The organism is Runella rosea, from assembly GCF_003325355.1.
Taxonomy (GTDB): domain Bacteria; phylum Bacteroidota; class Bacteroidia; order Cytophagales; family Spirosomataceae; genus Runella; species Runella rosea.
This window is the reverse complement of the sequence record NZ_CP030850.1, coordinates 5,055,101-5,071,431: the sequence shown is the minus strand read 5'-3', so window position 1 is coordinate 5,071,431 and position 16,331 is coordinate 5,055,101. Positions and strand designations below refer to the sequence as shown.

The following is a 16,331-nucleotide window of genomic DNA, read 5'->3' as shown; positions in this document are numbered from 1 at the left end:
AGAAAATGCAACTATTAAAAAATATAGGAAAAACAGCACTGATGGCCTCTTTTTTACTGGGCTACACAGGCTGCACCGACTTTTTGGCGGAGCAAGCGCCTTCTAACCTAACACCCGAAAGCTTTTACACCATTCCCGACCACGCCGAGGCAGCACTCGCTTCAGTGTATGCCGATTTACGTTTTATGGGTGGAGGAGCAGGCATATTTTCTTCTAACTGGCAGCTACTGGAGGCCATGACAGGTACTTCTACCACCGAAACTGCCCAAAATTCAGACTTGAACAACCTGTATGGCTTAGTCCACGATGGCAATACTGTACACGTAGTCAATTATTGGAATGGTTTGTTTAAAATCATTGCACAAGCCAATCAGGTGATTGCCAAAGTGCCGCCCATTACACCCATGCCTGAAGTACAAAAGAAGAAAATTTTGGGAGAGGCAAGGTTTCTACGTGCATACGCCTACTTTACAGCAGTGCGTTTGTGGGGCGATATTCCACTGATTACCAATCCACAAACAGCTAGCTCGGAAGATTTTTTCCCTAAGCGCTCGCCACAAGAAGATATTTACAAACTGATTGTGGAAGACTTACTTGCAGCAGAAGCCGCTGGTTTACCATGGATGGATCAGAGTGGACGGGTCAATTTGGCGGCTGTCAAAGCGCAGCTTGCACGTGTATATTTGACCATGGCAGGTTTCCCTCTCAGCAAAGGGGCTTCACACTATAAGTTGGCCGCCGACAAAGCCAAAGAAGTGATAGACTATGCCAATGCCAATCCTGGAACAATCAACTTGTTTCCTACTTACGAAGACACCCGCCGGGAGAGTTTAAAAAATCGTGTAGAACACCTTTTTATGCTGCAATACAATGCCGTTGTGGAGCAAAATCCGATGGGTAATATGTTTCCTAACTTTAAGCCAGTAACTTTCAACGGTCCAGGTGGAACAGGAAGTACCGTTCCGACCCTTGCCTTCTACCAATCGTACGAATCAGGCGATTTGCGTGCCAAAGACCAAGAAGGGTATTTCTACACTACCTATTTTACCAACGGTAGTGGAGCAAGGTTTGAACTGGGTGCTCCTTATATTTTCAAACATTTCAACAGAGTGGCAAACGGTACTTCGGGGGTGCCAGGCTCACGCGCAAACAACCTCAATGTACCCCAAATTCGTTATGCAGAAGTGTTGCTCATGTATGCTGAAGCCCAAAACGAAGTAGGTGGACCTACACAGGAAGCTTATAATGCCTTCAAGCGCATCCGTGACCGGGCACAACTTACCACCCCTGCTCTCGGTACTTATACACAAGCTTCTTTCCGCGAGGCAGTTTGGAAAGAGCGTTGGCATGAGCTGTGCTATGAGCAAATCACTTGGTTTGATATGGTTCGCCTCCGCAAAGTGTTCAACGAAAAAACCAAAGGTTTTGACAACTTTGTGGGCCACGTGAACTTGAGCTCTAACCAAGCTTTGCAATCAAAACACTTGTTATTGCCACTTGGAAAACAGGAAATGCTAAACAACCCGAATCTGAAACCACAGAATCCGGGCTATCCTGAATAACTCAGCAGCGATAATACTACGGTTTAGTATACAATTATTTAACTCCCTGGTCGTGGCAACACGGCTGGGGAGTTTTTTTATGCGTAATACCAACTTACTACTTTAGATGAAAGCACCTCATCCGTTTCCATTTGAGAAGAAAAAATGCTTTATTTAGGTAAAATATTGATTACAGTGAACCTAACGACCAAATTATCCATGAGAAAACGTTTGCTTTTTGCTGGGATTTTTTTTGCAGCGGCAAATTATGCCCAAGCCCAACGAACGCTGATTTATTGCGGAAAACTAATCGACGGAGTGAGTGATGCCACCCAAGAGCAGGCCACAATTATCGTCGAAAAAAATCGAATTACGGCCGTTGAAAAAGGCTATGCCAAAGCACAGGCAGGAGATAAACTGATTGACTTAAAAAACAAAACGGTTTTGCCTGGCCTGACCGATATGCACGTACATATCGAAAGCGAAACCAGCCGGGACCAATACCTCAAACGGCTCAGCAACAACTCGGCTGATATTGCTTTTGAAGCCCAAAAACACGCCCTTACTACGCTCATGGCGGGGTTTACAGCTGTACGAGATTTAGGCGGCACGGGCGTAAATATTGCGCTACGCAACGCCATCAACAAAGGCTTGGTAACGGGGCCACGCATTTTTACAGCGGGCCAAACCATCGCCACTACTGGCGGGCACGGCGACCCAACCAACGGACTGAGTAACATGTACAGCGTTCCAGACAAAGTCACTGATGCAATCGTTGACAGCCCCGACGAAGGCCGAAAAGCCGTACGTCAACGCTACAAAGACGGCTCCGATTGCATCAAAATCACGGCCACGGGTGGCGTATTGAGTATTGCCAAAAGTGGAAAAGCACCCCAGTTTACCGAAAACGAAATCTCAGCCATTGTGCAGACCGCCAAAGACTATGGATTTCACGTAGCGGCACACGCCCACGGAACCGACGGCATGAAACGCGCCCTCAGAGCGGGCGTGACTACCATTGAGCACGGCACATACATGGACGATGAAGCCATTGATTTATTCAAGAAAATGGGCGCGTATTATGTCCCTACCATCATCGCTGGTCGTACTGCCGCCGACTCCGCCAAAGTGCCCGGCTATTACCACCCTTTTGTACGCATGAAGGCCCTAGAAATCGGACCGTTGATTCAAAAAACTTTCGAGAAAGCCTACAAAGCAGGAGTAAAAATTGCTTTTGGTACCGACGGTGGCGTGTACCCACACGGCAAAAATGCCAAAGAATTTGAATACATGACCGAAGTCGGAATGCCCGCCATGGAGGCTATCAAATCGGCAACGGTAATTCCTGCCCTAATTTTGGGAGAGCAAGACAACATGGGCAGCATCACCAAAGGCAAATACGCCGACATCATTGCCACCGACGAAAATCCACTTCAAAACATCAAAACGCTCCAAAACGTTACGTTCGTGATGAAAGATGGTGTAGTCTATAAGCAATAGCAATTTGCGCAATGGCGTCATTTTTTACGTATGTTCTCAAACCGTCACCCCCTTTTGGAAGTTTACTATAAAAAAAGTCTTATACGTTGAAAAAAGTAATCGTTATCGGCGCCGGATTTGCGGGGCTTTCGGCCGCTACCCGCCTGGCCGACAAAGGGTTTGATGTTACTATTTTGGAGAAAAATTCGGTTCCCGGCGGACGTGCTCGGGTGTTTGAAGCCGAGGGGTTTACCTTCGATATGGGGCCGAGTTGGTATTGGATGCCCGATGTGTTTGAAACCTATTTTGGTAAATTCGGCAAAAAGCCATCTGATTATTATCATCTCGTCCGACTCGACCCCTCTTATGCGGTCATCTTTGACCAAAAAACCACCGTCGCAATTCCAGCGGGAATTGAGGCGCTCAAACAGCTTTTTGAAAGCATCGAACCAGGAAGCGGTGCGCGATTGGACGCCTTTTTAAAACAGGCTGCCTACAAATATGACGTAGGCATGAACAAATTTGTTTGGAAACCCAGCCGTAGCATTACGGAGTTTGTAAGCCTCAAACTCCTGTATGATTTGAGCCGCATGGATGTATTGCAGTCATTTTCGGAGCACATTCGTAAGTTTTTTACGGACCCTAAATTGCTGCAATTAATGGAGTTTCCCATTTTGTTTTTAGGGGCTACCTCCGAAAACACCCCCGCCATGTACAGCCTCATGAACTACGCCGAAATAACCATGGGCACCTGGTACCCGATGGGAGGTATGTATGAAATCGTGAAAGGAATGGTAGCGCTGGCGAAAGAAAAAGGTGTAAAAATAAAGCTGAATCAGAATGTAACGAAAATCGAGGTAATCAATCGCAGCGCAAAGAAGATAATCACCGATGCAGACATTTTTGAGGCCGACATCGTGGTGGCAGGGGCTGATTATCATCACGTAGATTCAAAATTGCTGGGCGAGTACCGCAATTATTCCGAAGCGTATTGGGACAAAAAAACACTTGCCCCATCGTCCCTGCTTTATTATGTGGGGGTCAACAAAAGACTACCAAAGCTGCTCCATCATAATTTGTTTTTTGACGAAGATTTTTCACAGCACTCGTACGAAATTTATACCGAACCCCAGTGGCCGAGCAAGCCGCTTTTCTACGTTTCGGTGCCCTCAAAAACCGACCCCTCGGTTGCACCCGAAGGCTCCGAAAACCTCTTTATCCTAATTCCAGTAGCCACTGGCCTGACCAACGATACTGACGAAATCAGAGAGCGTTATTTTAACGTAGTGATGGAACGGTTAGAGGCCTACGTAGGAGAGGCTATTCGGCCAAACATTGTCTATAAACGTACCTTTGCGCACCGAGATTTCCAGTCTGATTACAATGCATTCAAAGGAAATGCGTACGGGCTCGCCAATACGCTCCTACAAACGGCCTTCCTGAAACCAACCCTCAAAAACAAAAAGCTGAATAATTTGTTTTATACAGGACAGCTGACTGTTCCAGGCCCTGGTGTACCTCCCTCTCTGATTTCGGGGCTGGTAGTAGCCGATGAGATAGCCAAAGAGTTTGGACCAAATTAGTAATCATATCTTCCAATAACCCATTAACCTGCGTGCATAGCACGGCTTATATGAAGCAATTGTTTGACCAAACAACGCTAGATTGCAGCAAACTCATTACCGAGAGATACAGTACGTCGTTTACGCTGGGAATCAAAACGCTGGATAAAAAATTCCGTTTACCTGTTTATGCTATCTATGGGTTTGTACGCTATGCCGATGAAATTGTCGATACGTTTTATGAATTTAATCAAAAATACCTGCTCGAAAAATTTATCAAAGATACCTATGAAGCTATCGAAGCGGGCATTAGTCTAAATCCAGTGTTGCATTCTTTCCAGCTGATTGTTAATAAATATAAGATTGATCATGACCTCATCAATGCTTTTTTGCACAGCATGGAAATGGATTTATACAAACAGGAATATACCGACGAAAAATACGAAGAGTACATTTATGGCTCAGCAGAAGTCGTGGGTTTGATGTGCTTGCGCGTATTTTGTGAAGGCGACACCGCCATGTTTGAACAGCTAAAAGACGGTGCCCGCAGTTTAGGAGCGGCCTTTCAGAAAGTAAATTTTTTGCGCGACTTGAAAAGTGACTATGTCGATCGAGGGCGCGTTTATTTTCCGGGGGTTGATTTTACGAAGTTTACCAAAGAGAGCAAACACCAAATCGAAACCGACATTCAGGCGGACTTTGATGCGGCCTACGGTGCCATCAAACAGCTTCCCCGTAGCGCTCGTATGGGCGTCTATCTGGCGTATGTATATTATCTGACCCTGTTCAATAAAATCAAGGAAACGCCCGCAACCCGCATTCAGGAAGTACGGATTCGGGTTCCTGATTTTCAAAAAATGACGTTGCTCGCCAAAACATACGTACAGTTTCGATTCACTGAGATATAACCAATTGTACCAATTGCTTTCAACAAGAAACTCCGCCAAGTGGCGGAGTTTCTTGTTATTATCGAACTCGGCGGTAATGACCTGGTACCCATACGTAGTGGCTTTTACGCCAGCGGTGCTCCCCGGGCACCCATACATGGCGGGGGGAAGGCTTTCGTGGAATCACTTCGACACGTGGAGCAGGCGGAGCAGGACGAACAACTACGGGACGAGGGCTTACTACACACCCTGAAAACAGGTAAATCAGCAATCCCGTGGCTAATAATGTTACAAGTCTCGTATCAGCTTTCATATTTCATACTGTTTAAGAAGCACATTGATTAAAATCAAACGCCTCGGTTGGTTCTGGTTTGTTTGTCAATTCTTTCCTTAGAAAAACAAGCCATTCAATGGTTTAAACAGTAATCTAAAACCAAGTTCTTTTCAGCTTTTTCATCAAAAAAAAGCTCCACAGCGAACTGCGGAGCTTTTTTTTGATGAAAAAGAAATTTGTTAATACCCTGTATTCTGGGTCAAAGTAGGCTTGCCATCTTTTTGGCTATTCAGGATTTCATCCTGAGGAATCGGGTAGTAGTTATTTTTAGAAGTAAATACTTTTCCAGCCATATAACCCCGCTTGTTGAACTTACGTCCAGAAGGCTCAGTACCTGGTACTGCTTCTTCGGCGGCGTATTTGTTCAACACTTTTTCGGCAATGCCCCAACGAACCAAGTCGAAGAATCGGTGGCCTTCCATCGCAAATTCCAGACGTTGCTCCATCCGAACCGCGTTGCGTGCGTAATCAGCGCCTTTGGCGGCAAAAGTCCCCGCAGGATATGCATCAACCTGATACGTCACAGAAGCATCCTGAACCGAGCCAGTCTTAGCGCGCAAGCGAATCTGGTTGACGTAACCTTCGGCAGCCGCTAAGTTACCCAATTCTACTTCGCATTCTGCCAGCCACAAAATAACGTGCGATAACTTCAACAAACGGTAGTTATTATTGACGTTACGCTTGCTTGTAGAGTGCGTTGTGCTGTTTTCTTCTGACAAGTAATACATCCATTTTTTACCAGTAAACGGTCCAGCATAGGCTTGATCACGAATCCAAGTTGAGCCAGGCATTGGGCCCCAATCAAGGAAATTTACACCGCGACGACCCACCGTCCAGTCCAAACGTGGGTCAACAGGAACCGATTTATCAAGTGTAAAAGCCGTAGAAGCCACAATTCCCTGATCGTTCGGCAAATCTACTTTGTTGTATGTATCTAGTGTACCGTCAGCAGCAGCCCCAATCATAGGTAGGCCATTTTCAGTTTTGAACGCATTTACCAAGTTGTGTGAAGGCTGATAAAACCCGCAGCATCCACGGCCAGGGGCCGTGGCCGAATACGGCCAATTTAGGTTATCACCTGCGTTTCCGTTGTTACCAGTTGTACCGTCATTTACCGAAAACTGAACTTCAAAGATTGACTCGCTGTTGTTGTTGCCAGTCGTTCTGTAATTGTCGTGGTAGTTAGCGACCAGTTTTTTACCAGAATTTTTCAAAACATCTTCCAACAACGTTTTTGCTGCCGCCCATTTTTTCTGAAAAATCATGGCCTTAGCCAAATACGATTTAGCAGCCCACTGGGTAGCACGCCCTTTTTGGGCTTGGACACCAGGCAGATTTTTGGCAGCAAAATCAAAATCCGCTTCGATTTTAGGCCAAATATCTTCGGTATTGGGAACCTTTGTGGAATTGGGGTCAGAAGAAACGTAGATTTTCTCATCGATAAACGGCACGTTATTCCACATTTTTTTGGCTTCAAAATGGAAGTGCCCTCTCAAAAAACGGGCCTCTGCAATGACCTGTGTTTTTTCAGCCTCGGTCATATCTTTTACGGCTGCGCTGCTCACGATTTGAATCACTTCGTTGCAACGAGCCACGCCGTCGTAGGAGTGCCACCATTTTCCAAGGAAATAAGTGTTGTCAGAAAGCCAGTTATATTGTTCAATAAACGACTGCTCTGGCTGGTCACCAGCATCGGTTCCTTTTACGGCGTCGTCGCTGCTGATTCCGCCAAACACATAATTTGAAATCGTGGATTGGCGCCCAGTATTGCCTGCCCCAACACCATCTAGTAAAGAATAAGCCCCTATCAAGAGGGCATTCACTCCGTTTTTATTACTTAACTGCTCCAAGGAAGCACGTCCCTGAGGCTTTAGGTCAAAGAAGCTCTCAGAACAAGAGAAACTCAAGCCGACCAAGACTAGTAATGAGATTATTTTTTTCATTGTATGATTCAAGAATAATGATTGTCAACTAAGATTAAAAACCAAAACGCAATCCAACGATGTACGACTTTGCCACGGGATACGCACCTTCATCAACACCCATGTGGATATCCTGATTGTCATTACCCGATCTTCTCAGGTTGATGTCAGGGTCAAGTCCACTGTATTTGGTAAGCGTCAGGATGTTTTGTCCCTGTACATACACTTGCGCCGAAGCCAATCCTGCTTTTTTCAGGAGAGAAGAAGGAAGAGTATAGGTCAACTGAATGTTTTTCAGGCGCAAATACGAACCGTCTTCGAGGAAGTAAGAAGAAACCTGCTGACTGATGGCATCCCCAGAATTCAAGCGGGGCAATTTTGCATCGTCACCTGGTTTTTTCCATGAATTGTAAAGCATATCCTTCGATCTATTGCCTTGGAATACGTTAAAGTCAGTCCAATATCTCACATAGTTGAAGATTTGGTTGCCTTGTACACCTTGACCAAACATAGTCAAATCCCAGTTTTTATAGCCAAGATTTACGTTGATACCATATGTAAAGTCAGGGTGAGGATTTCCCATGATGGTACGGTCGGCAGCCGTAATAATACCGTCACCGTTGATATCTCTAAACTTGAAAGTACCTTCACGGGTATAAGTTCCAAATTTAGGGGCGGCGTCGGCTTCGGCTTTATCTTTGATCACACCGTCAACGATATACCCATAATAGCTGGCAATCGGCAAGCCCGCTTTGGTAGCCGAGATGGCTGGCAAACGAGTAGTGAACCCAAATACCGTTGCGTTGGGATCATCGTTCAATTTTTTCACTTCGTTTTTGTAGTGCCCAAAATTCACGCCTACCTGATACCGGAAATCACCTTTTTTATCCCGGAAGTTAAGGCCAATATCAAAGCCACGGTTTTGTACTTCACCGATGTTGGTGAAAGGAATTGTACCCGAACCTGCCGTTCTTGGAATCGCAATTTGGGTCAACATATCCGTTGTTAGACGGTTATAAACGTCCAGTACAAATTCCATTTTGTTATTCAACAAAACAGCGTCGATACCAAAGTTAGTTGAGGTATTTGTTTCCCATTTACCATTTGTGTTACCAAACTGTACTAAGTCAAATCCACCCACAATAGATGAACCCGTCCCGTTGATATCATACGCGTTGTTTGAAGGATCGGGTGCATACAGCGTGTACGCATTGTATACGTTGGGAATCAACTGGTTACCCGTTTTACCCCAACCTACGCGCACCTTCAAGTCGTTGATAAACTTAACTTCCCGCATAAAGGCAAGTTCTGTCATACGCAAACCCACAGAAAACGCAGGGAATACCCCATAACGGTTGGCTGCTGAGAAGCGAGAGGAGCCGTCGCGACGGAGGGTGAAGTCGGCCAAGAGAAGTTCTTTGTAGGAGTAGTTTACTTTTCCAAACTGAGAGAACAACGAGCTCAATGTTGCACCCGCACCAGCATTGCTCAAGCCCGATGCTGAACCTGCATCCAAATAACGATAATCCAAATCATCAAAAGCAAAAGCACTTCGGCTGGCCTGAAATCCGAAAGCGTAGGTTTTAACAGCTTCTGTTCCTACCAATACATTCAATGAATGTACGCCAAAGGTTTTGTTGTAATTCAAAGTGTTGAACCACGTCAATGAGCGGTCAAAGTTATTGATTACGTTTAAGCTGTTCGCATTTCTTGCTTCAGCCGCCTCAATATCACGGTGAAAATACTCGGAGCGATTGTACTGATTATACTCAAGACCCAAGCTGGTTCTGGCCTTTAAGCCAGGGATAATTTCTGCTTCGGCAAATACGTTTCCAAATACGTGTGAGCCTTTGGTGATGTTATCTTTTTCACGGTATAATCTTGCCAATGGGTTGGGGGCATTTCCTAAGTTACTACCCCGGCTTCCTGCAAAACCATTGTAAGGTGATGTGTTGGTTCCGCCCAGTGCTTCTGGCCCACCCGTAATGTCAAATACAGGAATGATAGGGTGTACGCGAATCGCAAACATGATGGGGTTTGACTCATCGTTGTTGGTGATACCCTGTCTCTCATCATACGAGAAGGTAAAGTTTTCTCCGATGGTCACTTTTCCTTTGGTAAATTCAGTGTTGGCACGCAATGAGTAGCGGTCATACTTCGTGTATCTTAAGATACCGTCTTGCTTGAAGTAGTTGGCCGAGATAGCGTATTTTCCTGACTTTGAACCGCCTGTAGCACCTATTTGGAAGTTAGCAATCGGAGCTGGATCAAAAATAACATCTTGCCAGTTGGTTCCTTCTTTGTTGGCTTTGGTGATGTTAAAAGCCGTTCTACCCAAATTAGGATCAGCGATGTCATTGGTATAAGTATAGTTGGAAGGAAGCGTTCCATAAACGTTTGGATAGATATAGTCCGCAATGGTCTGCTCGCCGTTAGATCCAAATTTATACTGCGCAGAAGGAGAAGTAACCGACGGGTTTTTGCCAGCACCGAGTTCAGATTGGTAAAGGTACTCACCCAATTCTTTGGTATTCAACAAGTCTAGCATCTTGCCAGGGCGTTGCGTACCGCTGTAAAAATCAAATGTAATGCTTGGCTCACCCGTTTTTCCTTTTTTGGTGGTAATAATAACCACCCCGTTGGCAGCACGTGCTCCGTAGATTGAAGCGGCCGAAGCGTCTTTCAACACCTGCATTGATTCAATATCATTGGGGTTGATCTGGTTAAGTGTTCCTTGAGTGGGTACACCGTCAATCACGTACAGAGGGCTGTTGTTGTTGATTGAACCAAACCCACGAATACGCACCATCGTACCCCCTCCAGGAGAGTTGTCGTTTCCAACCACTACCCCTGATGCCCGTCCTTGAAGCATCTGTGTGACGCTGGCCGCGGGCACTGCCGTTAATTCTTTGGCATTGACCACCGTGACGGCTCCCGTAATGTCTTTTTTGCGTTGACTGGCATAACCCGTCACCACAACCTCAGAGAGTGATTTTACATCGACCGCCAAGGCAACGTCAATGTTCGTACGATTTCCAACGGTGATTTCTTGCGAAATATAACCAATGTAAGAAACGACCAATACACTGTTTGAAGCGGTATTTGGAAGGCTAAATCGACCTTCTCCATCAGTAGTGACTCCCGTGTTGGTTCCTTTCAGAAGGACACTTACACCCGGAAGCGGGACATTTTCAGCGGCGTCGGTAACGCGCCCTGTTAAGCGGCTTTGCGCCCACGAACCAAGCGCACAAAGCCACAAAAGTGTGGCTAGGTAAAGATGTTTTTTCATGTTTTGTTAGATAAATTAAGTGAGCTAAACGGCACAGTAGAACTGTAACCTTGCTTTAAAGCAAGCATAAGCAATATTTTTACTTGAATTATTTCAAAAAAATAAAACCAAAAAGTCTTTGTTTGTCCTGCCCTTTCAGGGATTTATCTATACATTAAACATTTTCAGCTATTATCAGCAGTTCATTCTACCTTTGTCATGAAACACTTGGGAGTTGAGAACATTCGGTTTATTCTACTATTTCAAACGTTTGCATAGCCATTGACACTAGTCATATTTTTTATTTAAAAAATTCAATTATACTATTGTACCGAAATCACCTTCCTATCTCCATTTAATTCATAATCGCAATACCCTATGAAAAACGTTTTACCTTTTTCTTCTCCTCCATTCAGTGCTTCTGCGTTCTCCTCTTTTTTATAGAATCCCTTCTTTAAAAAAGAGGAGTTCATTTTCTGCTTATCTCAATTTTACAATTGCTAAACATAATGGTTCGATAATGCTCACGTAACAATTTGTTAACGGGCGAGCCTGACCTTTGCAAAGCTTTATTTACAAACAAATAACTGTTTATTGTATGAACAATATCTACAACTTAAGGTCTCCGAAGTGGCTGGTATGGTCGTTGTTAGTAGGGGGAGCGATGATTGCCACTCCCCAGATAACAAGCGCCTCCGCTCCTTCCGTGGTAAAAACCACCGACAAAACCGTGACGGGTCGTGTCACCGATGCCACAACCAATGAGCCATTGGCTGGCTGTAGCGTCGTGATTAAAGGCACGCAACGCGGAACCAACACCGACGCAAACGGAAACTACACGCTGGCCGTGCCCGATGATAAAGCCGTATTGGTCATTGGTTTTATCGGTTATGAAAAAATGGAAATCGTCGTTGGCACCCGCAACGCAGTAGACGCTGCGCTCAAATCTAGCGCTTCCGATTTGGCTCAGGTGGTCGTTATCGGTTACGGAAGTACCACTAAAAAGGACATGACGGGCTCCGTAAAATCCCTCAAAACCACCGATTTCAACAAAGGAATCATCAACTCACCCGAGCAGCTTTTGCAAGGAAAAGTAGCGGGGGTCAATGTCACCTCGGCCAGCGGCGAGCCAGGGGGTTCGCAATCCATTACCATCAGAGGGCCCGGCGGCGTTCGTACGGGTAGTACTCCTCTTTTTGTGATTGATGGAATGGCATTAGACAACTCCAGTACTGGGGGGGCCACTAACCCGTTGACCTTTCTTAACCCGCAGGATATTGAGTCCATCGACGTATTGAAAGATGCTTCGGCTACCGCTATTTACGGTTCACGGGGGGCGAATGGGGTTGTATTGATTACGACCAAAAAAGGGAAAGCGGGTTTTTCAAGCCTTACTTTTTCCTCAAACGTCGGCATCTCCACCATGGCCCGGGCCTTGGATGTGTTTACGGCTGATGAATACCGTAAGCAGGTACCAGCAGTAGGCGGCGTGTTGGAAGATTTGAAAGCAAATACCGATTGGCAAAAAGAAGTTACCAGAACGGCCTATACACAAAACCATAACTTGTCTTTTGGAGGTGGTGCCGATAAATTGACGTACTATGCTTCGTTGGGATTGCAAAATCAGGAGGGTATCTTGAAAAACAACCAACTCAACCGCTATACGGGCCGTATCAACGTAAACCAAAAATTGATGAACGACCGCCTGAGCATTGACGTAAATTTGAACGCAAGTTATACCCAAAATGAGCGCCCACCGTTTGGGGCGATGTTGGGCGGGGCTATTTCAGCCAACCCTACGTACCCCGCGTATGACACCAACGGCGAGCCATTCAGATATGCGAGCGGAGTAAACCCATTGATTACGTTGAAATTGGAAAAAGATATCACCAAAATCAACCGGGTAATCGGTAATATCTCCCCTTCGTTTACCATCATCAAAGGATTAGTTTACAAACTCAACTTTGGTATCGACAACTCCAATTCCGTGCGCGATTTACAGTCGTTGCCCAACGCAGTGCCCTTACAAGATGGACGCCTCGAAACTATCTATACTTACAACAACAACAAGCTGATTGAAAACTATCTGACCTATACGTTGAATCAAACCGACCACAGTCTCTCGGCGTTGGTAGGGCATTCATACCAGAAAATATTTGTTCAGGGACGTAGCAACAGCATCAATAAATTCCCGATTTCGAGCATCGAACCGATTTATAATCCTGGACTTGGACAAGAATTGACATTGGCCAACAACAAACCGGGCGGTTATGCCGTGGTCAACGAATTGCAATCTTTCTTCTCGCGGGTAAACTATCAATACAAAGACCGCTATTTAATGACTGCCACCGTGCGGGCCGACGGTTCTTCTAAATTCGGTTCTAATAACAAATACGGAATTTTCCCTTCGTTCTCATTAGGTTGGAGACTTTCGGAGGAAGAGTTCCTAAAATCTCTACCATTTAGTGATTTGAAACTCCGAGCTGGTTGGGGAAAAACGGGTAACCAAGAAATCCCTTCCAAAATTACCCAAGCTTTGTTTACTTCACAGGTATCAGGAACCACCAGCTATCCTTTGTACGCCACAGGCCCTTACGCTCCTGGCACTTCTTACTCTCGATTGGCCAATCCCAACATTCAGTGGGAAGTATCAACACAGACCGACGTAGGGCTTGATTTTGGATTGTTCAACGGGGCCTTGTCTGGTACAATCGACTATTTTACCAAACTCTCCAACAATATTTTGTTGGAAGTAATCCCCGCTGACCCCGTTCAGCCCGCAGGTACTTTCTGGACCAATGTAGCCGACATGACCATCAAAAACCAAGGGTTGGAGTTGGAATTAAACTACCGCCACGTCGGGACAAACGGATTGCGGTTTGACATCGGAGGTAACGTAACGTTTATCAAAAATAACGTAACCAATTCTCCTTATTCAGTCATTCCTTCTGGCTCGGCTTCTGGCTCGGGGCTAACCTCCGCCACCATCAACGGCTACATCAATGACCAACCCATCGGCACGTTCTACCTGAAACAATTCACTGGTTTTGACGACAAAGGAATCAGTACCTATTTGGATGCCGACGGCGACGGTATCGTAACCGACAAAGACCGCGTAACGGCCGGCAGTGCCCTACCCACAAAACAATTTAACTTTAACGGTAGCATTGCCTACAAAGGCCTTGATTTGGTGGCAAACTTTAACGGTGTGTCAGGAAACAAAATCTATGACAACACTGCCAACGCAAACTTCTATAAACTGAGATTATCGAAAGGTATCAACACCACTGCTGAGGCAATTGCGGCGGCCAATGAGTCGGTTAACAATGCCGCTCCCGTTTCAACGCGCTACCTCAAAGACGGGGCATTTTTCCGATTAAACAACCTTTCATTGGGGTATAACCTCAACACCAAAGCGTTGGGAATCAACAAATGGATTGCGGGGATTCGGGTTTCGGCCACGGCCCAAAACTTATTCGTAATTACTAAATATGATGGGTATGACCCAGAAGTAAACACCGACCGGACCATCAACGGAATTTCGTCCTACGGTATTGATTACTTGAGTTATCCCAAAGCCAAATCGCTCATTTTTGGTTTGAACGTTACATTTTAACATTAAGAACGATGAAAAAGAAATTATCTATATTAGTGACAACCGTTGGGCTCATGGTGTTCAACAGTTGTACGAACCTGAACGAAATTGTGTTGGACGAAGCATCGGCTTCTGGACTTTCTGACAAGCAGGCCGCCGAAGGAATCATCTCCCCTGTGTATGCATTGTTACCCAATATTTTTCAGCATACCAACTATTTTGCCCTGCAAGAAATCTCAACCGACGAGGCGATTTTACCCTACCGAGGCGGCACTGATTGGGGAGATAATGGTATCTATCTGGCCATGCACCAGCATACACATACCAGTACCGACCCCAACATCCGTAACACTTGGAATTTGATTTTGCAGGGAATGTCACGCTCCATCACTGCCATCAATTCATTACCAACCCTCAACGATCCATCGGCAAAAACCTTTTTGGCCGAAGCAAGAGGTATGCGCGCTTATTATTCGATGCTGACCCTTGATATGTTTGGATTGGTATTCGTCAAAGATGATTTGGGCGAAAACTCCAAAATCATCCGGGGCGATGAGGCAGTTGAATACATCAAAAGCGAACTTCTTGCCATCGAACCCTTAGTAGACCCTAACGTAGGTCCTGGCCGCATTTCCAAAGGAGTCGTTTGGGGACTTTTGGCCCGTTTGTATCTAAACGCCGCCGTGTATCGTGACCCGTATGCCGCTCAATTTACCTTTAAGCCCGAAGACATGGATAAAGTCGTTGAGTACAGCGATAAAATCATCAATTCAGGCATGTATCAGTTGTCAAGAGATTATTTCTCGCTTTTCAACGACGATAATCACAACAACAAAGAATTGATTTTTGCGGTAGACCAGCGGGCCGATTTGAATGGGCACAACCGGATGGCGTATTTCTCTCTATCGGGCGACCAGTTTCCGCTACCAGCTTATCCAAACGCCAACGGTACTGATGGTCCAGGTATCACCCCTGATTTCTACAGAACGTGGGTAACGGCCAATGCCCCCAAAGACCCCGCCGCAGCAGACCCGAGGTTTTATAAACAGAATTTGAGCATCTATTCAAACCCCGCCGACTCTTGCGTAGCGGCAGAAAACTTCAATATCAACCGTGGAATTCTGCGTGGGCAACAATACGGCCTTATCAGAAGAAACGGGGTATTTTTGAAATGTCCTGACGGTAAAATGAAGGTGGGTAAACTTTTCCATGACACGCGTAATAAACCTACACTGGCGGTTGATTTTACGGAGCAGATTGACTTTACTGTAGCTGGCAGTAACTACAACACAGGTTTCCGCGTTGAGAAATATGAATTCAGCAAAAAATCGGTGAGTGGACGTAACTTCGGCGAAGCCGACATCATCATCTTGCGTTTGGCCGATGTATACATGATGCGAGCCGAAGCCAAATTGCGTAAAAGCAACGACGCCGCCAGCGCCTTAGCCGACGTAAACCTCGTCAGAGCCGCCAGAACAGCCACTACTCCTGCGCCAGCGCTTACAAGTATGACACTCGACCTGCTATTCCGCGAGCGTGGATTTGAGTTCTACTGGGAAATGCTCCGCCGGACTGATATGATTCGTTTTGGCAAATATGAAGGTACTTGGACGGAAAAAACCAACACCGACAAAAACAAGCGGGTGTTCCCGATTCCGCAAACTGCCATTGACGGAGCCTCCAACATTCCCGGGTATTTAAAACAGAACGCTGGGTATTAATTAAGTTGAACTTCTAAAAACA

Annotated in this window: 9 protein-coding genes; 6 read left to right on the top strand and 3 right to left on the bottom strand. The window is 45.7% G+C overall.

Going from position 1 to position 16,331, the window contains the following annotated elements; genetic code table 11:
- Positions 1-5: 5 nt before the first annotated feature.
- The 4 genes from DR864_RS21020 (at position 6) to DR864_RS21005 (ending at position 5,490) form a co-directional block, all read left to right on the top strand.
- The gene (locus tag DR864_RS21020) at positions 6-1,562 is read left to right on the top strand and encodes a RagB/SusD family nutrient uptake outer membrane protein (protein WP_114068818.1); all 1,557 of its coding nucleotides are present in this window, start codon (positions 6-8) and stop codon (positions 1,560-1,562) included.
- Between the two features lie 198 nt (positions 1,563-1,760).
- Positions 1,761-3,041: a metal-dependent hydrolase family protein gene (locus DR864_RS21015; protein ID WP_114070395.1), complete on the top strand. Its 1,281-nt coding sequence runs from the start codon at positions 1,761-1,763 to the stop codon at positions 3,039-3,041.
- Positions 3,042-3,127: 86 nt separating this feature from the next.
- Positions 3,128-4,603 (top strand): bifunctional phytoene desaturase/3,4-desaturase, encoded by a 1,476-nt coding sequence (gene crtID / locus DR864_RS21010; protein WP_114068817.1) that lies wholly within the window; start codon positions 3,128-3,130, stop codon positions 4,601-4,603.
- Between the two features lie 50 nt (positions 4,604-4,653).
- Complete coding sequence (locus DR864_RS21005) at positions 4,654-5,490, top strand: phytoene/squalene synthase family protein (protein WP_114068816.1); 837 nt, start codon at positions 4,654-4,656, stop codon at positions 5,488-5,490.
- 58 nt (positions 5,491-5,548) lie between these two features.
- Here the strand turns inward: DR864_RS21005 and DR864_RS21000 are convergent, their stop codons facing one another.
- The 3 genes from DR864_RS21000 to DR864_RS20990 form a co-directional block, all read right to left on the bottom strand.
- Positions 5,549-5,782, bottom strand: coding sequence for a hypothetical protein (locus DR864_RS21000; protein ID WP_114068815.1), 234 nt, complete (start codon positions 5,780-5,782; stop codon positions 5,549-5,551).
- Between the two features lie 200 nt (positions 5,783-5,982).
- On the bottom strand, positions 5,983-7,746 hold the full coding sequence (locus tag DR864_RS20995) for a RagB/SusD family nutrient uptake outer membrane protein (RefSeq protein WP_114068814.1): 1,764 nt from the start codon (positions 7,744-7,746) through the stop codon (positions 5,983-5,985).
- A gap of 34 nt (positions 7,747-7,780) precedes the next feature.
- Positions 7,781-11,014, bottom strand: a complete 3,234-nt coding sequence (locus DR864_RS20990) for a SusC/RagA family TonB-linked outer membrane protein (protein WP_114068813.1) — start codon at positions 11,012-11,014, stop codon at positions 7,781-7,783.
- 577 nt (positions 11,015-11,591) lie between these two features.
- On the opposite strand from DR864_RS20990, the gene DR864_RS20985 reads away from it, so the two are divergent.
- Together DR864_RS20985 and DR864_RS20980 are read left to right on the top strand one after the other, a co-directional pair.
- Positions 11,592-14,609: a SusC/RagA family TonB-linked outer membrane protein gene (locus DR864_RS20985; protein ID WP_114068812.1), complete on the top strand. Its 3,018-nt coding sequence runs from the start codon at positions 11,592-11,594 to the stop codon at positions 14,607-14,609.
- 11 nt (positions 14,610-14,620) lie between these two features.
- Positions 14,621-16,309, top strand: a complete 1,689-nt coding sequence (locus tag DR864_RS20980; protein WP_114068811.1) for a RagB/SusD family nutrient uptake outer membrane protein — start codon at positions 14,621-14,623, stop codon at positions 16,307-16,309.
- The last annotated feature ends 22 nt before the right edge of the window (positions 16,310-16,331 follow it).